This is a genomic window from Pseudomonas sp. S09G 359, assembly GCF_002843605.1.
GTDB lineage: Bacteria > Pseudomonadota > Gammaproteobacteria > Pseudomonadales > Pseudomonadaceae > Aquipseudomonas.
Genome location: NZ_CP025263.1, coordinates 5,012,138 through 5,038,071 on the forward strand (window position 1 = coordinate 5,012,138; position 25,934 = coordinate 5,038,071).

16 protein-coding genes and 1 pseudogene are annotated in these 25,934 nt (G+C 60.8%); 10 read left to right on the top strand and 7 right to left on the bottom strand.

The annotated features are described in order from the left end of the window. Positions 1 to 105: 105 nt before the first annotated feature. Positions 106 to 806, top strand: a pseudogene (gene aqpZ / locus CXQ82_RS22870) (aquaporin Z). 11 nt (positions 807 to 817) lie between these two features. On the opposite strand, the gene CXQ82_RS22875 reads toward aqpZ, so the two are convergent. Then, positions 818 to 1,942 carry a GNAT family N-acetyltransferase gene (locus CXQ82_RS22875; RefSeq protein WP_101273855.1) on the bottom strand — a complete coding sequence of 375 codons (1,125 nt, stop codon included), beginning with the start codon at positions 1,940 to 1,942 and terminating at the stop codon, positions 818 to 820. Between the two features lie 283 nt (positions 1,943 to 2,225). Between CXQ82_RS22875 and CXQ82_RS22880 the strand changes: the two genes are divergently transcribed. Then, entirely contained in the window at positions 2,226 to 3,569 is a 1,344-nt protein-coding gene (locus tag CXQ82_RS22880) for a putative porin (protein WP_101272414.1), read from the top strand. 119 nt (positions 3,570 to 3,688) lie between these two features. Here the strand turns inward: CXQ82_RS22880 and CXQ82_RS22885 are convergent, their stop codons facing one another. From CXQ82_RS22885 to aceK, 5 genes are all read right to left on the bottom strand, one after another. Continuing rightward, positions 3,689 to 3,934, bottom strand: a complete 246-nt coding sequence (locus CXQ82_RS22885) for an anti-sigma factor (RefSeq protein WP_101272415.1) — start codon at positions 3,932 to 3,934, stop codon at positions 3,689 to 3,691. Next, complete coding sequence (locus CXQ82_RS22890; protein ID WP_101272416.1) at positions 3,928 to 4,542, bottom strand: RNA polymerase sigma factor; 615 nt, start codon at positions 4,540 to 4,542, stop codon at positions 3,928 to 3,930. Before CXQ82_RS22890 ends, CXQ82_RS22885 begins: the two co-directional genes overlap by 7 nt. A 66-nt stretch (positions 4,543 to 4,608) precedes the next feature. Beyond that, positions 4,609 to 5,730 carry a beta-ketoacyl-ACP synthase III gene (locus CXQ82_RS22895; RefSeq protein WP_101272417.1) on the bottom strand — a complete coding sequence of 374 codons (1,122 nt, stop codon included), beginning with the start codon at positions 5,728 to 5,730 and terminating at the stop codon, positions 4,609 to 4,611. A gap of 343 nt (positions 5,731 to 6,073) precedes the next feature. Further along, positions 6,074 to 9,985 carry an ATP-dependent RNA helicase HrpA gene (hrpA, locus tag CXQ82_RS22900; protein WP_101272418.1) on the bottom strand — a complete coding sequence of 1,304 codons (3,912 nt, stop codon included), beginning with the start codon at positions 9,983 to 9,985 and terminating at the stop codon, positions 6,074 to 6,076. Positions 9,986 to 10,111: 126 nt separating this feature from the next. Then, a complete protein-coding gene (gene aceK / locus CXQ82_RS22905; protein WP_101272419.1) occupies positions 10,112 to 11,827 on the bottom strand; it encodes a bifunctional isocitrate dehydrogenase kinase/phosphatase in 1,716 nt (571 codons plus the stop codon). Positions 11,828 to 12,231: 404 nt separating this feature from the next. Here aceK and CXQ82_RS22910 point away from each other — a divergent pair, with 404 nt between their 5' ends. Together CXQ82_RS22910 and CXQ82_RS22915 are read left to right on the top strand one after the other, a co-directional pair. Then, positions 12,232 to 13,842, top strand: coding sequence for a methyl-accepting chemotaxis protein (locus CXQ82_RS22910; protein WP_371917369.1), 1,611 nt, complete (start codon positions 12,232 to 12,234; stop codon positions 13,840 to 13,842). Positions 13,843 to 13,906: 64 nt separating this feature from the next. After that, positions 13,907 to 14,791: a DMT family transporter gene (locus CXQ82_RS22915; RefSeq protein ID WP_101272421.1), complete on the top strand. Its 885-nt coding sequence runs from the start codon at positions 13,907 to 13,909 to the stop codon at positions 14,789 to 14,791. A gap of 28 nt (positions 14,792 to 14,819) precedes the next feature. On the opposite strand, the gene CXQ82_RS22920 is transcribed toward CXQ82_RS22915, so the two are convergent. Further along, the gene (locus CXQ82_RS22920) at positions 14,820 to 15,680 is read right to left on the bottom strand and encodes a DMT family transporter (RefSeq protein ID WP_101272422.1); all 861 of its coding nucleotides are present in this window, start codon (positions 15,678 to 15,680) and stop codon (positions 14,820 to 14,822) included. A 418-nt stretch (positions 15,681 to 16,098) separates the two neighbouring features. Between CXQ82_RS22920 and CXQ82_RS22925 the strand changes: the two genes are divergently transcribed. From CXQ82_RS22925 to CXQ82_RS22950, 6 genes are all read left to right on the top strand, one after another. Further along, positions 16,099 to 16,890 (top strand): type II CAAX prenyl endopeptidase Rce1 family protein, encoded by a 792-nt coding sequence (locus tag CXQ82_RS22925; protein WP_101272423.1) that lies wholly within the window; start codon positions 16,099 to 16,101, stop codon positions 16,888 to 16,890. 258 nt (positions 16,891 to 17,148) lie between these two features. Further along, entirely contained in the window at positions 17,149 to 18,300 is a 1,152-nt protein-coding gene (wecB, locus tag CXQ82_RS22930; protein WP_101272424.1) for a non-hydrolyzing UDP-N-acetylglucosamine 2-epimerase, read from the top strand. Continuing rightward, positions 18,297 to 19,559 carry a UDP-N-acetyl-D-mannosamine dehydrogenase gene (gene wecC / locus CXQ82_RS22935; protein ID WP_101272425.1) on the top strand — a complete coding sequence of 421 codons (1,263 nt, stop codon included), beginning with the start codon at positions 18,297 to 18,299 and terminating at the stop codon, positions 19,557 to 19,559. Before wecB ends, wecC begins: the two co-directional genes overlap by 4 nt. A 13-nt stretch (positions 19,560 to 19,572) precedes the next feature. Then, positions 19,573 to 23,943: a methyltransferase domain-containing protein gene (locus CXQ82_RS22940; RefSeq protein WP_101272426.1), complete on the top strand. Its 4,371-nt coding sequence runs from the start codon at positions 19,573 to 19,575 to the stop codon at positions 23,941 to 23,943. Positions 23,944 to 23,947: 4 nt separating this feature from the next. Beyond that, positions 23,948 to 24,565 carry a hypothetical protein gene (locus CXQ82_RS22945; RefSeq protein ID WP_157832190.1) on the top strand — a complete coding sequence of 206 codons (618 nt, stop codon included), beginning with the start codon at positions 23,948 to 23,950 and terminating at the stop codon, positions 24,563 to 24,565. A gap of 156 nt (positions 24,566 to 24,721) precedes the next feature. Then, positions 24,722 to 25,933: a glycosyltransferase family 4 protein gene (locus tag CXQ82_RS22950; protein ID WP_101272428.1), complete on the top strand. Its 1,212-nt coding sequence runs from the start codon at positions 24,722 to 24,724 to the stop codon at positions 25,931 to 25,933. Position 25,934: the final 1 nt, after the last annotated feature.

Genomic DNA, 25,934 nt, shown 5'->3' on the forward strand with positions numbered 1-25,934 from the left:
ACTCTGCTGTACTCAGTGCAGTGCCCAGACGGGCGCTGAAGTAAATCTGCAGGGAGCATCACTGATTTACTGATTCGGTAGAGTTATCTATCAAGGACGTGTTGCATGTCTTTGTTCAAACGTTCAATCACAGAGGGGTTGGGTACGTTTTGGCTGGTGTTGGGCGGTTGCGGGAGTGCGGTGTTGGCCGCTGCGTTTCCCGCTGTTGGGATCGGGTTGCTGGGTGTGTCCCTGGCGTTCGGGCTGACGGTGCTGACCATGGCATTTGCAATCGGCCATATCAGCGGCTGTCATCTCAACCCGGCGGTTTCGGTTGGGCTGGTGGTGGGCGGGAGGTTTCCGGCCAGGGAGTTACCGGCGTATATCGTGGCCCAGGTCATTGGCGGCGCCGTCTCTGCCGCGTTGCTGTACTTCATTGCGAGCGGCAAACCGGGCTTTGAACTGGCCTCCGGCCTGGCTTCCAACGGCTACGGCGCGCATTCGCCAGGGGCTACTCGCTGGCAGCGGGGTTTGTGAGTGAAGTGGTAATGACGGCGATGTTCCTGCTGATCATTCTCGGCGCCACCGACCACCGTGCGCCCACGGGCTTGGCGCCCATCGCCATCGGCCTGGCCCTCACGTTGATCCACCTGATCTCCATTCCTGTAACCAACACCTCGGTCAACCCGGCCCGCAGTACCGGGCCGGCACTGATCGTTGGCGGCTGGGCGATCCAGCAGTTGTGGATGTTCTGGCTCGCGCCGATCCTCGGTGCGGTGATCAGCGGTTTGGCTTATCGATGGCTGGGCAAGGAGGAGCCGGCCTGACGCAAATGAGTTCAGCCCTGTCGATAAGGCAGGGCTGCCCTCGCCTCTTCGGCATAGGCCATTATTCCTACCCGCTCGCGCTCGAGGAAATCCTCCACGGCATTCTTCAATCCAGGATGACGCAGGAAATGCCATGAGTGGGTAATCACCGGTTCAAACCCGCGAATCAGCTTGTGCTCGCCTTGGGCGCCGGCGTCGAAGCGTTGCAGGCCGTGGGCGATGGCGTAGTCCATGCCCTGGTAGAAACAGGTTTCGAAATGCAGGCGGTCGAACTCCGCCAGGCAGCCCCAATAGCGGCCGTAGAAGCTGTCGCCACCCATCAGGCTGAAGGCCATGGCCACCGGCCGTGAACCCTGCTTGGCCAGCACCACGCGAATGGCTTCAGGCATGCGTTCGGCCAGCAGGCTGAAAAACGCGCGGGTCAGGTAGGGCGTTTGCCGGCGTACTGCGTAAGTATTGGCGTAGCAAGCGTAGACAAAATCCCACTGCGCCTCGCTCAGTTCATGGCCTTGCAACCACTCGAACTCGATGCCCTGCCCCGCCACTTGTTCGCGCTCCTTGCGCATCTGTTTGCGCTTGCGTGAACTGAGGGCGTCGAGGAAATCCTGGAAGTCGCGATAACCCCGGTTCTGCCAGTGAAATTGACAGCCCAGGCGCTGTAGCCAGCCCGGCTGCTGAGCCAGGGCCGCATCGGCGAGCCCGTCGGTGAAGTTGATGTGGGCACTGGAGAGGCCTTCGATTTCCAGGTAGCCCGGCAGGCTTTTGAGCAGCTCGTAACCGTCCTCGGTACTGCGCGCCAGCAAGCGCGGCCCGCTGACCGGGCTGAACGGCACCGCCGTCAGCAGCTTGGGGAAGTAATCAATGCCGGCCCGCTCGCAAGCATCGGCCCAGCCGTGATCGAACACGTACTCGCCATAGGAATGCCACTTGCGATAGCTGGGCAAGGCCGCTACCAGTCGATCGCCCTCCCAGTGCAACAGATGCTCCGGCTGCCAACCCGAATGCGGGCCCAGGCTGGCGCTGTCTTCCAGTGCACTGAGGAAGGCGTGCCGCACAAAAGGCTGAGCCTGTGGCACCAGCGCATCCCAGACCTGCGGGGAGATTTCGGACAGGCTGTCCAGGCGTTGCAACGGCATCGGCATCCTCACTGAATCATGACGTGAAAGCCTCGCGAGTATCGCTTATCGCCGGGCCCAACACACCCCCGATTCGCACGACAAGGCTCTAAATCAATAGTTCCATTCTTAAATAATTTGTCATGTAGATGACATCAGTTCGCCACTGCTGCGTCATAAACGATCGTGATACTGACGCCTGTTTTTAGAGCGCCTGGTTCTAACAGGTGGTTATTTTTCCGTCCGTCATCGGTCGGTTGTGTCCTGGATGGTTTGCCATCCCTCCTCACTTTCGGAGATTGATATGCGTCTTGCTTCCACTAAAACTGCGGCGGTCCTGTGTGGCGGCCTGTTGCTGGCCCTGAGCGTTCCGGCCAGCGCTGCAGTCGACGCTAAATTGCTCGACATGCTCAAGGCTAATGGCCAGATCACCACTGCGCAGTACACCGAACTGCAAAATGAATTGGCCAAAGACCAGAAAGAACAGCAGATCGCACGGCAAGCTCAACAAGAGACCAACGAACAGATCGCGGCCACCGCGAAAAAAACCAACGAGCTGAGCAGCTTCGACCAGAAGCTGGCCTGGGCCGCCAAGACTCAGTTCAAGGGCGATGTGCGCATGCGTCACGAGACCATCAAGGTCGAAGGCGAAAATGGCGTCACCCGCGCCGGCGTCACCGGCCGTGACAAGGATCGCGAACGTATCCGCGCGCGCCTCGGCGCCTACACCGAAATCAACCCACAGGTGGACACCGGTATCCGTATCGCCACCGGCGGCGGTAGCGATGCGCGCTCCACCAACCAGGACCTGGACGGCTACTTCGATAAAAAATCGATCTGGCTGGACCTCGGCTACATCGACTACCACCCCGACCAGATCAAAAACCTGCACATCATCGGCGGCAAAATGCTGCAGCCGTGGGTCAACATGGGCGATGTGATCTGGGATAGCGACATCAACCCAGAAGGCCTGGCCGTTACTTACAAGTACCCACTGGGCGGCAGTGCCGAACTGTTCGGCAGCCTGGGTAACTACAACCTCAAGGACAACGTGGACGGCGACGGCGTGCAATACCGTCACGACCTGCGCCTGACCACCGGCCAACTGGGCAGCCGTTTCTCGCTGACCGACAACCTGAAAGTGACCCTGGGCGGCAGTATCTACGCCTACCAGAACGACGAAGACAGCCGCGCCGCCGGGACCAGTACCCCGAACGTACTGGCGACCAACGGCAACACGCCCAATGGCGAATTCCGCCTGTATGAAGGCTTCAGCCAAGTCGATATCGGCGGCCTGGCAGTACCTCTGGCGTTCTACGGCCAGTACGTGAAAAACAACGACGCTATCGACGATGCGGACACTGCCTGGTTGCTGGGTGCCAAGTCCAAGGTGTTTGGTTTCAACCTGGACTACAACTATCGCGACGTTGAGAAAAACGCCGTGGTGGGTGCCTTCACCGACTCGGACTTCGGCGGCGGCTTCACCGGTTCCCGTGGTCACAAGTTCAAAGTCGGCTATGACATCGACAAGAACTTCGCCATCGGCGCCACCTACTTCCTGACCAAGACCGATACCTACAGCCGCACGCTCGTTGACCGTAGCGCCAAGGCCAACACCTTCCAGCTGGACGCAGAAGCGAAGTTCTAATCTAAGTTCTAATCTGAGTGTCAAACGCCTTGGGCCAGGACGGCCCGAGGTAGCTGCTACAGCCTCGCGTGGGTGGATCGGTCCCCATCATCCGTCCGCGTCACCCACGCGAGGCTGCTTTACTCCCCGCCTTTCTGATCCTTGAGCCGCTCTTCGGCCAGCCGTTGCGCCAAGGCATCCACATCCTTCACCGGCTCCTCGGGCATTATCTTCAGGGTCGCCTGCATCAGGCGCATCTGGCGGATAAACCGGCGGCAGTTGGCGCAGAACATCAAGTGATGACGCACCAGCAGGCGCTCGCGAAAGGTCAATTGCCCATCGAGATAGTCACTGGAACGCGCTACTTGTTCTTTACAGGTCAACATTCGCCCGTTTCCTCAAAATGCTCCACCGTGGCGAAGACTTTAAGCCGTGCTCGATGCAACAGCACACGGACATTGGAGAGCGAGAGGGTCAGAAGATTACAGATCTCTTCCAACTCCAACCCCTGGCGCTCGCGCAGTACCAGCACGCTGCTTTGCAGTTCAGACAGACTCAGCAGCGTATGTTCCAGGCATTTGCGCAGTTCATCCTCGGTCAGCAGCGCTTCGGGGGTGTCCTGATGCCAGGCGTAGGGGGCGACGGCCCAGTGACCATCGTCGGGCACAAAACGGTCATCGCCGATGGTGCCATGGGGCGACGGCAAATCATCGAGCAGCACTTCCCGGCGATTCTGCTTATAACGGCCTTTGGCAGCGTTGGCGGTGATGGTCAGCAGCCAGGTCTTGAGGCTGGAACGCCCCTCGAATTTGGCCAGGTTGCGTACCACCGACAGCCAGGCGTCTTGCACCACTTCGTCGGCATGGCGCTGGCCGACGATGGCATACGCCACCGCCCGCATCGCGCTTTGGTAGGTGCTGACCAACTCCTTGTAGGCCCGCTGCTCACCCTTGAGCAGGCGTTCAAGCAGGTGCGCGTCGTCCGCTGCTGCCATTCAAGACCTCAATTTCAAAGGGCCAACCCAAGCCAGCTCCCACATTGACCGTATCGTGCTTCGATATCAGCGTTTACGCAGGATCACGCTGCCGATCGAGTAACCCGCGCCAAACGAACTGAGTACCGCGACGGCGCCCTTGGGCAGGTCGTCCTGGTAGGTGTGGAACGCAATCACCGAACCCGCCGAGCTGGTATTGGCGTAAGTATCGAGGATCACCGGCGCTTCTTCCACCGTGGCCTCGCGGCCCAGCAGTTTCTTCACAATCAGGTGGTTCATGCTCAGGTTGGCCTGGTGCAGCCAGAAGCGCTTCACATCGGCGACGCTCAACTGGTTTTCTTCCAGGTGCACGCCGATCAGCTCGGCGACCATCGGGCAGACATCACGGAAAACCTTACGGCCTTCCTGCACGAACAGCTTGTCGGGCGCGCCGATGCCCTCTTCCGCGGTGCGGTTGAGGAAGCCGAAGTTGTTGCGGATGTTGTTCGAGAACTTGGTCAGCAGCTTGGTGCTCACCACGTCGAACTGGTGCTCGGAGGTGGCCAGGTCGGCGCGCTCGAGGACCACGGCGGTAGCCGCGTCGCCAAAGATGAAGTGGCTGTCGCGGTCACGGAAATTGAGGTGGCCGGTGCAGACCTCCGGGTTGACCATCAGGATCGCCCGGGCCTGGCCCAGCTGGATGCTGTTGGCCGCGTTCTGGATGCCGAAGGTCGCCGAGGAGCACGCCACGTTCATGTCGAAACCGAAGCCGGCAATGCCCAGGGCTTCCTGGACTTCGATGGCGATGGCCGGGTAGGCACGTTGCAGGTTGGAACAGGCAACGATCACGCCATCAATGTCGGCGGCGGTCTTGCCGGCTCGCTGCAGGGCTTGTTCGGCAGCGCCGACGGCCATCTGGCAGAGCACCGACCATTCCTCGTTGCTGCGCTCGGGCAAGCGTGGGGCCATGCGTTGCGGGTCAAGGATACCGTCCTTGTCCATCACAAAACGGCTCTTGATGCCCGAGGCCTTTTCGATAAAGGCGGCGCTCGACTCAGTCAGTGCCTGCACATCGCCGCGCTCGATGGCCGCGGCGTTGTCGCTGTTGAACTGCTGCACATAGGCATTGAAAGACTGCACCAGCTCTTCGTTGGAGATGCTGTTGGCCGGGGTGTACAGGCCAGTGCCGCTGATGACGACGTTATGCACGGTCGTTCCTCTAAATCTGTCAGGCAGAGAAGATATTGGTACCGACGTACCAAACTGTAAGTAGTTTTATTCCGCCTGGCGGACATCAAACTGGCATCGCTTTATTCCATCGCGTCGTGGCTACTTAACAGCCCATACGACGATCCCGGCATTTATAACCGCGAAGTTTGCCACAAACCCTGGGATTTGGCGCCATATCCCCGACAAGCCCATTTTAATGTGGGAGCGGGCTTGCTCGCGAAAGCGGTGTGTCAGACACAGACTCTGTAACTGATAGACCGTTATCGGGGGCAAGCCCCCTCCCACATTTGGACCTGCTTTGCCTGGGAAACCGGGAAAGGATTCAGGCGTCGACCTGGCTCCATTGCTTGCTCAAACGCTTATCGGAAATCGGCACTTTGGTGCCCAACTGCTGGGCAAACAACGACACCCGATATTCCTCCAACCACCAGCGGTAGAGCGCCAGCTCGGGGTCGCGTTTGCCTTCCTGGGCATGCTTGTTCAGGCGGTTCTGGTACTGCGCCCATAACCCTCCCAGCTCGCTGCTCCAGACCCGATCTTTTTGCACCTGGCTCGGCAACTTCTCCAGGCGCAGCTCGATGGCCTTGAGGTAACGCGGCAATTCCTTGAACCACTGCGCCGGGGTTTCGCGCACAAAACCGGGGTACACGAGGTTGCTCAGCTGTTGCTTGATGTCGTTCAGGGCCACGGCCTGGGCCAGGTCGATCTTGCCCTTGAAGCGCTTTTGCAGGCCGTGCCAAAGCTTCAGCACTTCCAGGGTCAGGCGCGCCAGGCGCTCGGCGTGTTCGCTCCAACTGCCGCGCTTGCGTTCCGCCAGGGCTGCCAGGCCGGCACCGTCACGTGGCAGGCTGGTTTCGCCTTCCAGTACGCAGGTGTCCAGGCTGGCCAGCAGAATGTCTTCGACCAATGCGTCGATGCGCCCCAGCTCGCGGTACATCAGCCCCAACTCAGTCAGACCAGGCAATTTACCGCGCAGGAATTTGGCCGGTTCCGCCAGTTGTTGCATCAGCAGGCGCTGCAAGGCGCGGCGGTGCTGGAACTCGGCCTCGGCGGCCGTCGAAAAGCGCCCTTCCTTGACCGTGCCGTTTTCTTCCACCAGCGCCGGGTAAACCGTCATTTTCAGGCCGGCAATATTTTGCTGGGTGGTTTCGGCCACCGCGGCAAACACCTTGGCTTCCACCGGTTGCTGGCTTTTCGCGGTCTGCGGCACGGCCAGGGCGGCCTGGCTGGCTTCGGCAAAACGCGCCGTCAGCTCGGCCAGGTCGCGGCCTTCGCCGAGGAACTTGCCCTGGGCGTCGACCACTTCGAGGTTCATCTTCAGGTGGTTTTCCACCTGCTGGGCGGCTTCGGCCCAGGCTTCATCGCTGACCCGCGCGCCGGTCATGCGCAGCAATTCGCGGCCCAGGGCCTGGGGCAACGAGCCCTGGCCGAATTCGATGCGTTGCAACGCGGCCTTGACGAAATCCGGCACCGGCACAAAGTTCTTGCGCAGCGCCTTGGGCAGGTTGCGCACCAGGGCGATGCACTTGGCTTCGATCACCCCCGGCACCAGCCACTCGAGGCGCTCCGGCGGTAACGCCGGCAACAGTGGCGCCGGTACGCGCAGGGTCACCCCATCGCGCGGGTGGTTGGGCTCGAAGTGATAACTCAGGGCCAGCGCCAGGTCGCCCAGGTGCAGAGTGTCCGGGTAATGCGCGGCGGTGACCTCGCTGGCCTCGCGGGCCAGCACGTCTTCTTCGCGCATGATCAGCAATTGCGGGTCTTTCTGACTGTTGACCTTGTACCAGCTGTCGAAGGTCGCCGTCTGGTGGATCTCTGCCGGCAGGCGCGCATCGTAGAAGGCGTACAGGGTTTCTTCATCGGCCAGGATGTCGCGGCGGCGGGCCTTGGCTTCCAGTTCGTCGAGCTGTTCCAGCAACTGCTGGTTGGCCGTGAGGCATTTGGCCCGGGATTGAATCTCGCCACGCACCAGGCCTTCACGGATAAACAGTTCGCGCGACACCAGCGGATCAATCGGCCCGTAATGCACCGGCCGACGCCCCACCACAATCAGCCCGAACAGGGTGATCTGCTCAAACGCCACCACCTGGCCGCGCTTCTTTTCCCAATGCGGTTCGAAGTGGTTCTTCTTGATCAGGTGCCCGGCCAGCGGCTCGATCCAGTCGGCATCGATCTTCGCCACCATGCGCGCATAGAGCTTGGTGGTTTCCACCAGCTCGGCGGTCATCAGCCATTGCGGGCGCTTTTTGCCGATGCCGGACGACGGGTGGATCCAGAAGCGCCGCTGACGCGCGCCGAGGTAGTCGCCGTCTTCGGTTTTCTGGCCAATCTGGCTGAGCAACCCGGAGAGCACCGCCTTGTGCAGCTTGGCAAAATCCGCCGGCTCTTTGTTGACGGTCAATTGCATGTCGCGGCAGATCAGGCTGAGTTGGCGATGGGAATCACGCCACTCGCGCAGGCGCAGGTAATTCAGGAAGTTCTTGCGACACCAGTTGCGCAGCGGGCTGGCGGTCAGTTCCTGGCGTTGCTCTTCAAAACCGCGCCATAGATTGACCAGCCCGGCGAAATCCGAATCCGGGTCTTTCCACTGGGCGTGGGCCTGGTCGGCAGCTTGCTGACGCTCCGGTGGGCGCTCGCGCGGGTCCTGGATCGACATGGCACTGGCCACGATCAACACTTCCTGCAAGCTGCCCAGCTTGGCGGCTTCAAGCAACATGCGGCCCATGCGCGGGTCCACCGGCAAGCGCGCCAACTGGCGGCCCAGCGGGGTGAGCTGGCTGTTGCGGTCGACGGCGGACAACTCTTGCAGCAGGTTGAAACCGTCGCTGATGGCCTTGCCGTCCGGCGGCTCGATAAACGGGAAATCGGTGATTTCGCCCAGGCGCAGGTGCAGCATCTGCAGGATCACGGCGGCGAGGTTGGTGCGCAGGATCTCCGGGTCGGTAAATTCCGGGCGCCCGATAAAGTCCTCTTCGCTGTACAAACGGATGCAGATGCCCGGCTCGACCCGCCCGCAACGGCCTTTACGCTGGTTGGCGCTGGCCTGGGAAATCGCCTCGATCGGCAGGCGTTGCACCTTGGCGCGGTAGCTGTAGCGGCTGATGCGCGCGGTGCCGCTGTCGATCACGTAGCGGATGCCCGGCACGGTCAGCGAGGTTTCCGCGACGTTGGTCGCCAGCACCACGCGGCGGCCCGGGTGGGACTGGAAAATGCGCTGCTGTTCGGCCGGTGACAGGCGCGCATACAGCGGCAGGATTTCGGTGTGCTTGAGCTGGGCCTTGCGCAGCATCTCGGCAGCGTCGCGAATCTCGCGCTCGCCCGGCAGGAACACCAGCACATCGCCAGGGCTGCGGCGCTCGCTGCGCTCATAGGCGGCGATTTCATCGAGGGTGGCGAGGATCGCCTGGTCGACGGTCAAGTCGTCCTCGACGCGGTTGCCCTCCTCGTCCTGCTCCAGGGTCAGCGGGCGGTACCAGGTGTCCACCGGGAAGGTACGGCCCGACACCTCCACGATCGGCGCATCGTCGAAGTGCTTGGAAAAGCGCTCCAGGTCGATGGTCGCCGAGGTGATGATGACTTTCAGGTCGGGGCGGCGCGGCAGCAGGGTTTTCAGGTAGCCGAGCAGGAAATCGATGTTCAGGCTGCGTTCGTGGGCTTCGTCGACGATGATCGTGTCGTAGCGTTCCAGGTAGCGGTCGTTCTGGGTTTCCGCCAGCAGGATGCCGTCGGTCATCAGCTTGATCAGCGTGTTGGAGTCGCTCTGGTCTTCGAAACGCACCTGGTAGCCGACCAGCGCGCCGAGTGGCGTGGCCAGTTCTTCGGCAACACGGCTGGCGACGCTGCGCGCGGCGATCCGGCGCGGCTGGGTGTGGCCGATCAGGCCGTATTGACCACGGCCGATTTCCAGGCAGATTTTCGGCAGCTGGGTGGTCTTGCCCGAACCGGTTTCGCCGGCAATGATCAGCACCTGGTGCTTGAGCAACGCGTCCTTGATCTCGTCGCGCTTGGCGGCGATGGGCAGGCTGTCGTCATAGCGGATCAGCGGCAGGCTGGCGCGCCGCGCCGTGACCTGGGCGCAGGACGCTTGCATGCGCGTGACCCACTGCGCCAGCTTGTCCTCATCGGGCTTCTTGCGCAGCTCGAGCAACTGGCGCCGCAAGCGGTGGCGGTCGGCGAGCATGGCGTGATCGAGGTTCTTCAGCAGTTGGTCGATAGTGGGCGCTTGGTCGGTCATCAGGTACTTTGCGGGTCGTCGATTTATGCACGGCCGGCAAGTGTGGCAGAAAAGCAGCTTATCTGGCAGACGGCGATGTAAATGTGGGAGGGGGCTTGTCCCCTCCCACATGGATGTGTGTGCAGCTTAAAGCGGGTCTTTTCGGCGATAGGGGAACACGTCGATCACCTTGCCGGCGCGAATCGCTGCCTGCAGGCCCTTCCAGTAATCGGCGTTGTACAGCTCGCCATGCAGCTCATCGAACAGCTTGCGCTGGCCGGCGTCGGCAAACAGGAACGGTGGGAACTCCTCCGGGAACACGTCCAGCGGGCCGATGGAATACCAGGGCTCGGAGGCCATTTCATCCTCTGGGGTGCGCGGTGCGGGGATGTGTCGGAAGTTGGCTTCGGTGAGAAAGCAGATTTCGTCGTAGTCGTAGAACACCACGCGGCCGTGGCGGGTGACGCCGAAGTTCTTCAGCAGCATGTCGCCGGGGAAGATATTCGCCGCCGCCAGTTGCTTGATCGCCAGGCCGTAGTCTTCCAGGGCTTCGCGCACCTGGGCGGGGTTGGCGTTTTCCAGGTAAAGGTTGAGCGGGGTCATGCGCCGTTCAGTCCAGCAGTGGCGGATCAGCACGGTGTCGCCCTCGACTTCGACGGTGCCGGCGGCCACTTCGAGCAATTCGGCCAGGCAGTCGGGCTCGAATTTGCTCAGGGGGAAACGGAAGTCGGCAAACTCCTGGGTGTCGGCCATGCGCCCCACGCGGTCGACGCTCTTTACCAGGCGGTATTTCTCGATGACCGTGGCGCGGTTGACGTTTTTCGACGGCGAAAAACGGTCCTTGATGATTTTGAACACGGTGTTGAAACCCGGCAGGGTAAACACGCTCATGACCATGCCGCGCACGCCGGGGGCCATGATGAATTGGTCGTCGGTGGTCGCCAGGTGGTTGATCAGCGCGCGGTAGAACTCCGACTTGCCGTGCTTGTAGAAACCAATCGAGGTGTACAGCTCGGCGATGTGCTTGCCCGGCAGGATGCGCTTGAGAAAACCGATGAATTCCGCCGGCACCGGCACGTCGACCATGAAGTAGGAGCGGGTGAACGAAAAGATGATCGACACCTCGGCTTCGTCGGTAATCAGCGCATCGATCTGGATGCCCCGCCCTTCGCGGTGCAACAGCGGAATCACCAGCGGCCATTGTTCGTCGCGGGTGTAGATGCGGCCTACCAGGTACGCACCTTTATTGCGGTAGAGCACCGAGGAAAACAGCTCGACGCCCAGGTCCGGGTCTTTGCACACCCAGTCGGGCAGGTTCTCGCGCAGCTGCACTTCGAGGCGCTGCAGGTCGGCGGCCAGGTCGGCATAGGGCTCGCTGAAACGGTAGTCGGCAAAAATTTGCGCGAGCATCTCGGCGATCTGCCCGGCCGGCGCGTAGGTGCGGGTTTGCGCGGCCCGCGCGCGGCGCAGGCTCGGGCGGGTGGTGTGGATGAACATGCAGCCGTCGCTGATCAGGTCATGGCTGAACAGGCCGCAGAAGATCGAGTTGTACCAGGTCTCGGACAGTTCATCGTCAAAGCGCAGGTCGATCAGGCCGATGTAGGCGCTTTTCACCAGGGGCCAGAGGTCGATATCCAGCAGGTCCGCCTCATCGAAACGGGCACGCAGGCCGCTGGTCACCGCAAAGACTTTCTCTTCATACAGGTTGATGCGCGCCGCCGAGGCTGCCTGGCCCTGCTGCCACTGGGCCTTTTCGAAACGCTCACGGGCGCCATCGGTGATCTGGCGGAAGTGTTCGCGGTAATCGTCGAACCCTTCGAGGATCGTACGGGCAATGGCGAGGGCGGGCGTGGCTGGCGACATGCGGCAAACCTCTACGGGCATCTGGAAGCCCTGAGCTTAGCCAGTGTAGGGGGGCAGGAGAAGGGCCATCTTTGGCGCTGCGTTGTACAACTTCGTTCAGTTTGTACATTTACTTTCAATTTTTTTATTTCGACCGCCCGGTCAATAAACGCACCAAAAACTCGCATGCCGTTTTAACCACAGGCCTTCACGGCCGTGGCTTGTCAGCGTGAGCCAGGAAAACCGCCAGCCCTGCTGAAAGCAGTCTCATAGTCGAACTTTGGATCCAACTAAGGGAAACCCTGATTAACACCTTGATGGCACTTTGATATATAGCGCGCCCTTTCCCACCCTAACAAGGTCAAAAGACCGATCCGGGAACAGGTTCTAATCGCCCAAGGAGCATTGAGATGTCATTGAGGAACATGCGGATCGGTCTGCGCGCCAGTCTGAGTTTTGCGGTTTTGGCCAGCTTGCTGGTGATTGTCGGCCTGTTTGGCCTGGGCCAGATGGCCAAGCTGCGGGAAAGCGCGCTGGTCATCGAAGAGTCGTGGATGCCGAGCATCGAGAATATCCATGACAGTGCGGCCTTCGTGGCCAGCATCCGTCTGGAGGCCTTGCGCATGGCCACGACCGATGAATCGCGAATTCGTGACAGCAGCAAAAGCCTGCTCACCCGCCATCGCAGCGAGCTGCAAACCCTGCTCGAGCGCCACGAAACCCTGCTGAGCAATGACGACGAGCGCGAGATGCTCACGCAGGTGAAAACCAATGTGGCCAGCTACCTCAACATCGTCACGCAGATGATCGCCCTGGTGGACAAGGACCAGCAGCAGGACGCAATCGACCTGCTCAACAACCGCCTGGCCCCGCAAGGGGTGATCCTCAACAAGAGCCTGGAAGACCTGATCACCTTCAATCAGAAAGGCGTGGAAGCCGCCGCCGACGCGGCGGCACAAATGTATACGAACGCACAGTGGGTTGTTGGCGTGATCATCGTGGCCGCGCTGATCACCACCCTGCTGCTGGCGTGGCTGCTGACCCGCAGCATCACCGCCCCCCTTAGCCAGGCCTTGAGCGTGGCACGCACCATCGCCGCCGGCGACTTGAGCCAGCCGATTGCCGTCAGCGGCAACGACGAACCCGCCCACTTGCTCACCGCCCTGGCCACTATGCAGACCCAGCTGCAAAGCACTATCCGTGGCATCAGCGAGTCGGCGCAACAGCTGGCCTCTGCCGCCGAAGAAATGAGCTCGGTGATGGAACAAAGCACCCGTGGCCTGCAAGCGCAAAACGACGAAATCGAACAGGCCGCCACCGCCGTGACCGAGATGAGCGCGGCCGTCGACGAAGTGGCGGGCAATGCGGTGTCCAGCGCCGAAGCGTCCAAGGCTTCCGATGAAGACAGCAAGCACGGCCACTACCAGATCAGCGAAACCATCAGTTCGATCCAGAACCTGGTGGACGAAGTGCTCGGCGCCTCCAACAAGGCCGAAGGCCTGGCGGTGCAGGCCCAGGACATCAGCAAGGTGCTGGAAGTGATCCGTGGCATTGCCGGGCAAACCAACCTGCTGGCGCTCAACGCGGCGATTGAAGCTGCGCGTGCGGGTGAAGCCGGGCGTGGGTTTGCGGTGGTGGCCGACGAGGTGCGTTCGCTGGCACAGCGCACCCAGGATTCCACCGAAGAAATCGAGCAGATGATCAACGGTATCCAGCAAGGCACCCAGGACACCGTCGAAGCGCTCAACAGCAGCGCCGAACATGCCGGCCAAACCCTGCAACGCGCCAACAGCGCCGGCAGCGCGCTGGAAAAAATCACCGCCGCCATCTCGCAGATCAGCCAACGCAACCTGGTAATCGCCAGTGCCGCCGAGCAGCAGGCATTGGTGGCGCGGGATGTGGACCGTAGCCTGGTGAACATTCGCGACCTGTCCACGCAAACCGCCGCCGGCGCCACGCAGACCTCGGCCGCCAGCCAGGAGCTGTCGCGCCTGGCGGTGGACCTGAATGGCATGGTCACGCGGTTTGTGCTGTAAACAGTGATTGTGTCGGGCAGGCCACTGGGCAACACTCGCGGGCTTAATTTCCTAGGACTTTTCCGTGAAACCCGTCGACACCCTGTACCTGCTGGGGCTCGCTGCCATCTGGGGCGCGAGCTTTCTGTTCATGCGCATCATCGCGCCGGAAATCGGCGCGGTACCGACCGCGTTTTTCCGCGTGTCGATTGCCGCCGCCGGGTTGCTGGTGATCCTGGCGATGCTGCGCGTGAGCTGGGATTTCCAGGGCAAGTTCAACACAGTCCTGCTGCTGGGGGTGATCAACTCCGGCATCCCGGCGACCATGTATTCAGTGGCGGCCCAAGTGCTGCCGGCGGGTTACTCGGCGATCTTCAATGCCACCACGCCATTGATGGGTGTGTTGATTGGCGGGCTGTTTTTCCACGAACGCATGACCGCCTCGAAGGTCGCCGGGGTATGCCTGGGCCTGTTGGGTGTTGGCGTACTCACCCGCGCCGGCCCGGTAGCGTTTGACCTGGAACTGTTGATGGGCGCCCTCGCCTGCCTGCTCGCCACCACTTGCTATGGCTTTGCCGGTTTCCTCGCACGGCGCTGGCTGGACCAGCGCGGTGGGCTGGACAGTCGCCTGTCAGCGCTGGGCAGCATGCTCGGCGCCACCCTGTTCCTGCTGCCGTTTTTTGCCTACAGCGCCATCAGCCATCCGCCCGCGAGCTGGGGCGGTTGGCAGGTGTGGGTGTCGCTGCTGGGGTTGGGGCTGGTGTGTACGGCGCTGGCCTACATTCTGTACTTCCGCTTGCTCTCGTCCATTGGCCCGGTGAAGTCCATGACCGTGACGTTCATGATTCCGCCGTTCGGCGTACTGTGGGGCGCGCTGCTGCTGGATGAACCGCTGTCCATGGCGCACGTGTATGGCGGGGTGTTGATTGCGGGGGCATTGTGGCTAGTGTTGCGGCCGAAAAAAGCCTAGGCGCCAGTGCGGCGCCTAGGCCGGTCAATCAACGTTTACGAAACACAAATACCAAGCCAATGATGATCAACCCCATCCCCAGCAGGCTCAGCAGCGCCAGTCGGTTGCCGAAGATCAGGTAGTCCATCACCGCCGTTACTGCCGGCACCAGGTAGAACAAGCTGGTGACATTGACCAGGTTGCCCCGGGCGATCAGGCGGTACAGCAACAGTGTCGCCAGCAACGACACCACCAGGCCCATCCACAGCACCGGCAGGTAAAAGCCGCTGCTGTGTTCAAAGTGCAACGGCTGAAACGGCACGAACACCGAACACAGCAGCAGCCCCGCCAGGTATTGCACCGGCAGCGTGCCCAGGGGGTTGTCGGTGATGCGCTTCTGCATGATCGAGCCGAAGGTCATGCTCGCCAGGGCCAGCAGCCCGAACACCATCCCGGCCAGGGACATGCCCGACAGCCCGATGCCCTGGTAAACCACCATGATCAACCCCGCCAAGCCCAGGCCGAGGCCGAACATCCGACTTAATGACCGCCGGCGCTCTATCAGCACCACGGTAAGGATCGGCTGCACGCCCATGATGGTCGCCATCACCCCCGGAGTGACTTTGAGGTCCAGGGCCAGCAGATAAAAAATCTGGTATGCCCCCAGCAACACCAACCCCGTCGCCGCCGCATACAGCATGGGCTTGCCGGGGCGTGGCAATTGCAACTTGAGGATCGGCACGAGGATGACCAGCCCAACCAGGGCAATGGCAAAACGCACCAGCAAAAAGGCAAAGGGCGAAGCATGCGCGAGGCCCAGTTTGGAGAAGATCGCCCCGCTGCTCCACAGCAAGACAAACAGGCTCGTCGAGGCCGCCGCGGCCACGGATTGTTTCGAAACAACAGACATGGTTACCACCTGTAATCAGGCAAAAAAAGCCGATTCAGCAATTGCTGAGATTCAGTAGTTTTTCAGGCAGGCAGAGGGGACCAGCAACGCGCTGATCAGCCCGAAATGCCAACACCCGGCGGTGATACGACTGCGTACACCGGCGTGCTACTGACAGGTGGGGGGTAGTGACTGATCTGCGCAGGCTGCTTGTTCGCGCACGGCACGACTGCAGCGTTGACCGCTGAATCGACTACCGCTATGCGCAGGGAAGCTGGCATGTGCTGATCTTTTTGAAGGGAGAAAGACCAGAGGACTATAACCAGCCCGCGACATGTTTTGCAATCACTTGCCCAACGGGTTTTGCGTGGAGGAGTTTTCACGTTGAGCGGGGCGAGCCGTCGCTATAATGCCGAGCCGTTTTTTCCAAGGATTACCCATGATTGCACTGCCCTGGCTGTACCTGGCGCTTCTCTCCCTCGGCTATGGGCTGGCCCTGGCCTACGGGCAACTGGGCGCGCTGGCGCTGGTGTCGGTCGCCCTGCTGCTGATCGCCGGGTACGCCGTGCGCCAGCAGCGCACCCCTTGGGCGCGCTACCTCGGACACGGCTTGTTTATCGTGCTGGCCTTGAGCCTGGCGATGCACTGGCTGCCGGGCTTCTACAACGGGCGCGGCATCGGCTCGCAGCGTTTTACCGCCGACGCGGTGCCGTTCTCGATGTACCTGAACCAGGACAAACCGCTGATCGGCTTCTGGCTGCTGCTGGCCTGCCCGTGGATCGTGGCGCGGCGCAGCCTGCGCCTGTCGATCTGCGTCGCCGCCGTAGCCCTGACCCTCACCGCCATCGCCGCGCTGGGCGGCGCCACCTTGCTGGGCGTGATCAGTTGGGCACCGAAATGGCCGGAACAGGCCTGGCTGTGGGTGCTCAATAACCTGCTGCTGGTAACCCTGGTGGAAGAGGCCCTGTTCCGTGGCTATATCCAGGGCGGCTTGCGCCTGCGCTTCAAGCACCTGCCCTACGGCGAGAACCTCGCCTTGCTGCTGGCCTCGCTGCTGTTTGGCCTGGCGCACCTCGGCGCAGGCTGGCACTGGGTGCTGCTGGCGAGCATCGCCGGGGTCGGTTATGGGCTGGCGTATCGCTTCGGGGGGTTAGGGGCGGCGGTGGCCACGCACTTTGGCTTGAACCTGCTGCACTTCGGGCTGTTCACCTATCCGATGCTGGCGGGCTGAACCCACTCGTTTTGACCCGACACTAAAGCCGCCTTAAAGGCGGCTTTGGCGTTTTTACCACCCCGCCAACCCCTCTTACCTAGCCGAACGGTCAGTAGTCGGCCGCCGCCCCGTTGGGCAGAATCGCCCCTTCGTACTCAACCCACCCCACACGACCCGGTTTCCACGCACTCACACGCCTGGCACTGCGTTGAAGGCTGCTGTGCACCCGCGTTTCAGGGGCAGCGTTTATTGATCGTTATACAAGAAGCCATGCTCATGCCCCTCAAGACACTGTCCATTTTCGGTACCCGCCCGGAAGCCATAAAAATGGCACCGATGGTTATCCACCTCGCGAACGACGACCGTTTTCACTCGAAAATATGTGTCACGGCGCAACACCGGGAAATGCTGGATCAAGTGCTTGAGCTGTTCGGACTGGTGCCGGACTATGACCTGAATATCATGAAGGCCGATCAGAACCTGACGGACGTGACGACGGCCATTATTCAGGGGTTGCAAACCGTACTGGCGGACTTCAAACCGGACGTGATCCTTGTGCATGGCGATACCGCGACCACGTTCGCCGCAAGCCTGGCAGCTTATTACCAACAGATACCTGTCGCGCATATCGAAGCCGGGTTGCGCACCCATGACCTCTACTCGCCCTGGCCCGAGGAAGGCAACCGGCGCCTGACCGGCAGCCTGGCGTCGATGCATTTTGCACCCACTCAAACCTGCCGGCAGAACTTGCTCAACGAGGGTGCTGCAGCCGAGCGTATTCATGTGACGGGCAACACGGTGATCGATGCGTTGCTCAGTGTGGTAGAAAAACTGCGCGCCCCGACATCGCCACTGCGTACCCGCCTGGACCAGCAATTTGCCTTCCTGCCCCACGGCCAGCGGATGGTATTGGTGACAGGCCATCGCCGGGAAAACTTTGGCGGCGGCCTGGAACGTATCTGCCAGGCCCTGGCTGAAACCGCCGCCAGCTTCCCGCAAGTCGCCTTCGTTTACCCCGTGCACCTGAACCCGAATGTGCAGGAGCCGGTGCAACGGCTGCTGGCGGGCATCAGCAATGTGCACCTGATCGAGCCGCAGGACTACCTGCCGTTTGTGTACTTGATGACCCGCGCCTACCTGATTCTCACCGACTCCGGCGGCATCCAGGAGGAAGCACCCGCGCTGGGTACACCCGTGCTGGTGATGCGCGATACCACCGAACGCCCCGAAGCAGTCGCTGCCGGGACCGTCAGGCTGGTGGGTACCGAGGTTTCGAACATTGCTCATCACCTCAAAGAGTTGCTCAGCAACGAAGCGGCCTATCGAACAATGAGCACTGCCCACAACCCCTACGGCGACGGCAATGCGTGCAAACGCATTGGCGAAATACTCGCCGCCACCTGGAGCAAAAGCGTGGCGGCGGCATGAGCGTTTTGAAGCTATGTGTGATCGGCATGGGTTACATCGGCCTGCCTACCGCCGCTATTTTTGCCGCCCATCAACGGCAGGTCGTTGGCGTGGATATCAACCCGCGCACCGTGGGCATCATCAACCGTGGCCAGGTGCATATCGTCGAGCCGGAGCTGGACCGCCTGGTGCACTCGGTGGTCAGCCAAGGTTACCTGCGTGCAACCACCCGGCCGGAAGCCGCGGATGCCTTCCTGATTGCGGTACCCACGCCCTTCCTGGAAAACCGTGAGCCGGACCTGAGCTATATCGAAGCCGCCAGTCGTGCCATTGCCCCCGTGCTGAAAAAGAACGACCTCGTGGTACTGGAGTCGACGTCGCCGGTCGGCACCACCGAACTCATGGCGCAATGGCTGGCCAATGCCCGCCCGGACCTGACCTTTCCTACAACCCATGGAGAAGCCAGCAACATTCGTATAGCCCACTGCCCCGAGCGTGTATTGCCGGGCCATGTCTTGCGCGAGCTGGTCACCAATGATCGGATTATCGGCGGCATGACCGCTGCCTGCTCAGCCGCCGCCGCACAGCTATACCAGCAGGTTGTAAAAGGCCAGTGCATCGTCACCGACGCACGCACCGCCGAGATGTGCAAGCTGACGGAAAACAGTTTTCGCGACGTCAATATCGCCTTCGCCAATGAACTCTCGATGATCTGCGCGCAGTTGAAGATCGACCCGTGGGAGCTGATCCGCCTGGCCAACCATCACCCACGCGTAAACATCCTGCAGCCGGGGCCAGGGGTCGGCGGGCACTGTATTGCGGTCGACCCGTGGTTCATCGTGGCTAAAACGCCAGGCTTGGCGCGGTTGATCCGCACTGCGCGCGAGGTCAACGACAGCAAACCGCAATGGGTCATCCAACAGGTCAAGCTGGCGGTGGCGAACCTGTTGTTCAGGCGACCGGGTTTGTATGCGCATGACGTACGAATTGCCTGTTATGGCTTGGCATTCAAAGCGGATATCGATGACCTGCGCGAAAGCCCCGCGCTGGGCATCGCCCGCCGGTTGGCCAAGGAGCTGGGCGTAAAGCTGCTACTGGTTGAACCGAATATCGAGGTGCTGCCCGCCGACCTGCTCGAGCATTCCCTGGCCGATACCGCCAGTGCCTGGAGTAACGCACACATTCACGTGCTGTTGGTGCGGCACCGTGAGTTCAGCGCCATACCCGCGTCGCGTGACAGCGAGACAGTCATCGATGCCGCCGGCGTGCTGGCGTACTGAGCGAGTATCAAGGATGGATAACCCACAACCGCTTGCCAATACCCACGACCGCGTGATGGAAGCTTATTACGGCAAGCTGGGTGATGATTTCATGCGGCAGACACGGGCACGGATCCATTGGATCTGCGCGCAGGTCGTCGGCCAAACTGTCATCGACGTCGGCTGCTCCCAAGGCATCATCCCCGTGCTGCTGGCCCGCGAAGGTCACAGGGTCACGGGGGTGGATAACAACGCCAAGGCCATCGAAGAGGCCAGCGATTACCTGCGTGCAGAGCCCGAACATGTGCAGCAGAAGGTTGGCTACGTGCACGCAGACTTTATGTCGCTGGACACCCAGGGGGCCGAACCCGACAGCATCGTGATCAGTGAAGTGCTTGAACATCTGATCCACCCGCACGCCTTCATCGAGAAGGCCGCGTCAATGCTCAAGCCCGGTGGCCACCTGATCATTACCGTGCCGTTCGGGGTGAATGATTACATTGACCACAAGCACACGTTCTACCTGCTGGAGCCGTTTCGGTTGCTGAGCACACACTTGCAGGTGGTGCAGGTCGAAATACTCGGTAAGTGGGTGGGAATGGTCGCGGCCAAGACCGAGCCTGGGACCGACGCGCTGGGAACAGCGCATATTCGCCAGTTGGAGCGTGCTTTTGAGTCAGTCGAGCGCAGCCTGCGTAGCACCGCGGACGTCGCACGAAAACAACTCGAACAGGCCAACCAGAAGTACCGCGCGGTCACCGAACACCTGCACCAGCTTAAAACCGACCTTGCGCTGTCTACCGAGTACAACGCCGGGCAACAACAGCAAATAGCGGCCCTTACCGCCAGCCTGCAGCGTGCGGATGCCAAGTGCCACTTGCTGCAAAACCGATTGATCAAGACCCTGGCAAGCACGACCTATCAACTGGGTTATCAACTGCGGATGGGGGCGAATTCGCTTCGCGAGTTCCTGCAGTTGCCGACGGCCCTGTTCAACCTGTACCTGCAGGCCCGCACACGCCGAAAATCATCCACGGGGATTGAGACGCACACCCCCTCATCACCGAGCCACACCCCTTTGCCCGTAACGCCGGCCCCCATGCCTGTGGCGGATGCCAAATACGTACGCAAGCAACTGTTGATCGGCCCCGAAGACACGGCCAAGCCCTTCAAGATTGCCTGCGTGATGGACAGCTTTACCCATGAAGCCTACCGGTATGAAAGCGACTTGGTGCAACTGACCCCGGACCAGAGCCTGGCCGAGTTGCAAGCGTTCCGTCCCGACCTGCTGTTTATCGAGTCCGCCTGGCGCGGCCAGGATGACCGCTGGAAAAACAAAATCGCCCAGAACAGCGCAGAACTTCGCGCCGCCCTGCAGTGGTGCCGGGAACATAAAGTCCCTACGGTGTTCTGGAACAAAGAAGACCCGGTGCATTTCGAGACGTTCCTGGGTACCGCCAAGCAGTTCGACCTGGTGTTCACTACGGATATCGACTGTATTCACCGCTATAAAGCCGCGCTGGGGCATGAGCGTGTCTACCTGCTGCCCTTCGCCTGCCAACCGGCGATGCATAACCCGATCGAGCTGTATGAGCGCAAGGATGCGTTCTGCTTCGCGGGTGCTTATTACACCCGTTACACCGAGCGGGCCCGGGACCTGGAACACTTCGTCAGAGACCTGCGTGGCGTGCGGCCGTTGGAGATATTCGACCGCAACCTCGGTAAACCAGACGCCAACTATCAGTTTCCGGCCGATTATCGTGGCCACATCGTCGGCACCTTGAATGCGGCGCAGATGGACCTGGCCTACAAGGGCTACCGGTATGCGCTCAACCTCAATTCGATCAAGCAATCGCAATCCATGTTCGCCCGCCGCGTGTATGAACTGCTTGGGTCCAACACCCTGACCGTGAGTAATTTTTCTCGCGGCCTGCGTGTGCTATTCGGGGATCTGGTGATTTGTACCGACAGCAGCCAGGAAGCATTACGACGCCTCGCCTCTCCCACTGAACACGCCAAACTGCGCTTGGCCGGCCTGCGCAAGGTGATGCAGGAACATACCTACGCCCACCGTTTGAACTATGTGATGAGCAAGGTGACAAGCCGCCTGCAGGAGGTGGCTCTGCCGACGATTTGCCTGGTCGCGGAGGCTGTCAACGAGGCCCAGCTGCAGGCGCTCACCGGTCATTTGCAACGTCAGCGCTACACCCACGTCACCCTGCATGTGGTGGTAAACGACTCGACCACCAGGCAGCCCCTCTGCGGTGATCCTCGGTTGCACCTGATCACCCGCAAACAACTGGGCCAGCTCACCCTCGGCGAACTGGCAAACGGTGCGCAGTGGCTGGGTTTCCTGGTGGCCGTGGATTACTACGGCCCCAACTACCTGCTCGACCTCGCCTTGGCTACGCGTTACAGCAAGGCGCAGGTGATCGGCAAAACAACCTACCATAGCGCAGACACACTGGGCATCCATCTGAAGAATCCTGGCCAGGAATACCGCTGCGTCAAAGAGATAGCGATACGCCGCGCCTTGATCAGCACTTCGTCGGTGGCTCAGGCGCTCGCCCATGATTGGCTGGGAAAGCTCCCAGCCCTCACCTATAGCCACCCGCAATCCCTGGCGATCGACGCGTTCAACTACTGTGAAAATGCCGCCGGCAACGACCTGCAGCATGTCGTCGGCGTGGTGGACGACCTTGCTCTGAACACGGGCATCAGCCTTCACCAGCTCCAATGCAGCAGTGAAGCCATCCCCGCACAGGGCCTGACCGCCAACGGCCCGCAGACCCAAGGCCCGGGCCTGGCGCAACTGTTCGGCCCGCTGCGCAGCAAGCACCTGCAAGCGCAGGTCGAAGGCAATACCTGGCAGCTGCACTCGTCGCTCGCGGACGGAAAACACGAGTACTACTACGCCCGCCAAGAATTGTGCATTAACGAACTGGAGGGGGATGGTTGCACGTTAAGGCTGCTGCTCGATGCCTCCCCAGGCCTGAACCTGCAGCTGGTTGTGCTGTTTCTCGATGCGCAGAAACAACGTATCAGCTACGTCATGCAACTGGCTAATCGCAACCAAACCTGGGATGTGCCGCCGGAAACCGCTTACCTTCGCCTGGGCTTGCGCGCCTTTGGCAGCGGCAGCACGACGATCAAGGCGCTGATTCAAGGGCAACGCGACACCCCGCCCTCCACCCTGCTCACTCAGGCCACGCACCTATTGCTGACTAACCACTACCCAGCCAATGACGACCTGTACCGCAATGGTTTTATTCATACGCGCATCAAGGCGTATCAGGAACAGGGACTGGCAGTAGACATCTTTCGCCTGCGCCCCAACGAGCCGGTCAGTTATCACGAGTTTGAAAATGTCGATGTGATGAGCGGCCCCGGTATGGCCCTGGCGAACCTGCTCGACGCCGGGCACTACAGGTCGATACTGGTGCACTTCCTCGACCCGCAGATGTGGGAAACACTTCGCCGGTATCTGCCTGGTATTCAGGTAATTGCCTGGGTGCATGGCGCGGAGATCCAACCCTGGTGGCGCCGGGCTTACAACTACAGCAGCGATGAGCAGTTGCAACTGGCCAAGCTCGACAGTGAACGCCGCATGAGTTTCTGGCGCAGCCTCCTGAACCCCATGTCGCCTAACCTGCAACTGGTATTCGTGTCCCAGCAGTTTGCCGAAGAAGTGATGGAGGACCTGGGGTTCAGGCTACCGCAGAGCCAATATCGGATAATCCACAACCCCATCGATACGCGGCTGTTTTCCTTCGAGGAAAAACCTCTGGAGCAGCGCAAGAAAATCCTCTCGATCCGCCCCTATGTATCACGCACCTACGCCAACGACCTGAGCGTCAAAGCCATTCAACTGCTGGCGACCAAGCCATGGTTCAACGAGCTTGAATTCCTGCTGGTCGGCGACGGGCCGTTATTCGAAGAGACACTCGCGCCGCTGCGGCAATACCCGAACATCAAGATTGAAAAGCGTTACCTGAAACAAACCGAGATCGCCGACTTGCACAAGCACTACGGGGTGTTTCTGTGTCCCAGCCGAATGGACACTCAAGGGGTGTCGCGGGATGAGGCAATGGCTTCGGGCCTGGTTCCTGTTACCAATCGGGTCGGGGCGATTCCTGAATTTGTGGATGACGCGTGTGGCTTTTTGTCCGAGCCGGAACATTTCATCGGGCTCTGCGAGGCAATCGAAACACTGTTTTTCAACCCGCAAATGTTCAGGGCAAAGTCGTTGAGCGCCAGGCAGCGAGTGCTTGCGCAAAGAGCTATGCCATTGGTCACAGCCTCCGAACTGAGCCTTATAAGAGACCCCCACGGTGAGCAAAGAAGTAAAGGCACTGCAACACAGCATCCTGTCGACACTCAGTTGGTGCGCACAGTTGGGCCATAACTTCATGAGCATCGCCCCACGCGCTACGTTGACGGCGCATGTCGCACACTTCTGCGCACAAGTGCTATTGATCACGACCTATTTCCTGCCGATCAAGATTGTCATCCTGCTCGGCTCAGAGACCGTCCCCGCCTACTTGCCGCCCTTGTTGAAAGCGCTCGACAAGACCTGCCTGATCATTGGGCTCGGGGTGCTCACGGTGATCCTCTACGTGTGTTATCTGGCCGCCGTCTTTTTTGCCACGCGCTCTTCAAGGGACGGTGCACGCGCCCTTATAAACCGCTGCGCCGAGCCTGCGCAGCTGAACACCCAATTGCCGTTGGCGGCCAGAGCATTTTCCAGGCTCACCCGCGGCTTATCGGACGCCCTGTTTGCACTGATCGTCTTCATGGTATTGCTCTATCTCTACCCATCCCTGTTGGCCATCTGCCTGGCCTACTGCGCACTCGCCGCAGCAACCCTGATTACCGTGAACAATCGCAACAAACGCGTGCACTCGGTGCTGTGCCGTCACCCGCTCACGGTTGCCGATGCGTTCTATTCCGTGGGGTTCCTGGTGACGTTCGGCTTCATCATCGTGGACTTTCTCTGCCTGGCACCGCCCCCCTGTATATCGCCCTGATATCCCTGATTCTGGTGCGCCAGAGTTTCAGCAGGCTGAAGGTTCTGAGCCAGGACATCCTGTACCTGAGTGCCCACGCCGCAAAAATAAACCTGATGTTGCTCGCCGCCGCCGCCCATCGCTGAACGTTATTCACTTCAACAGGAACCTTTACCCGTGCCCCGTATCGCCATGCTCGTCTGGAATGAATTTCGCAATGATGCCCGCGTGTTAAAAGAAGCACAGACACTCCAGGCAAACGGTTATCACGTCACCGTATTCGCATTGCATACGCCCGGCATCACGTGCCGCAAAGAAGTCCTGGCCGACGGCATCCGTGTAGTTCGCGTGGCACGTAGCCTGCGATGGCGCCCTGCAACTGCGGGTTCTGGCGGATTGGCCGCGCCCTTGCCCGCCAAACCGTCGCTGACGATGCGGCGTATTTTTTCGCGACTGTGGGTGCATGCCGGGCTGATGGTACGGGTCGCCCTGCATCGCGCCGCCGTGGTGCATGCCCATGACGTCAACACCCTGCCCACCGCCTGGCTGGCAGCCAGGTCAAGCGGCGCCAGGCTGGTGTATGACGCCCACGAAATCAGTACCAGCCGTGAGGGTTATGCGCGCTTTCGCAAGTGGGTGGCTTGCATCGAAACGACGCTGATGCCGCGAGCCGACGGCACGATCACCACCACCGACACACGCGCCAGGTTCTTTGCCAGGGCGTATGGGATCGCCCGCCCGCTGGTGCTGCAAAACCGCCCGCGCTTGAGTGCCAGCCCTTCCACCCAGAGGATTCGCAATGAGCTGGGCTTGCAGCAGCCCTGGCCCATCGTCCTCTATCAGGGCGGCCTGCAACAGGGCCGTGGCCTGGAGCGGTTACTACGCGTCGCGGCCACCTTGCCCGGTGCTTACTTCGTCTTGATCGGCGGTGGCAGGCTGACCCAGCCCTTGATGAGGTTGAGTGAGGAACTGGGCTTGGCGCAGCGCGTGCATTTTATCCCGACGGTGTCACTGGCCGATCTACCCAGCTATACCGCGTCAGCCGATATCGGTGTGCAGCCGATCGAAAACACCTGCCTGAACCACTTCAGCACCGACTCGAACAAATTGTTCGAATATGTCATCGCCGGCCTACCCGTGGTGGCGACGGACTTCCCGGAGATTCGCAAGGTTGTCAGCACCTGCGCGATAGGGCTGTTAGTGCCGGCAGGCTCGGATCACGCACTGCGTCTGCAACTCAAACGTTTGATCGATGACCCTTCGCTACGCCAGCAACTTGCCTGCAATGCGAAAAACGCAGCGCTGCAGTTAAATTGGGAGCTACAGGAGAGCAAATTGGTGACGCTGTATCAACGCGTGCTGGCGGGGAAAACCGAGGTGCGCCCATGAC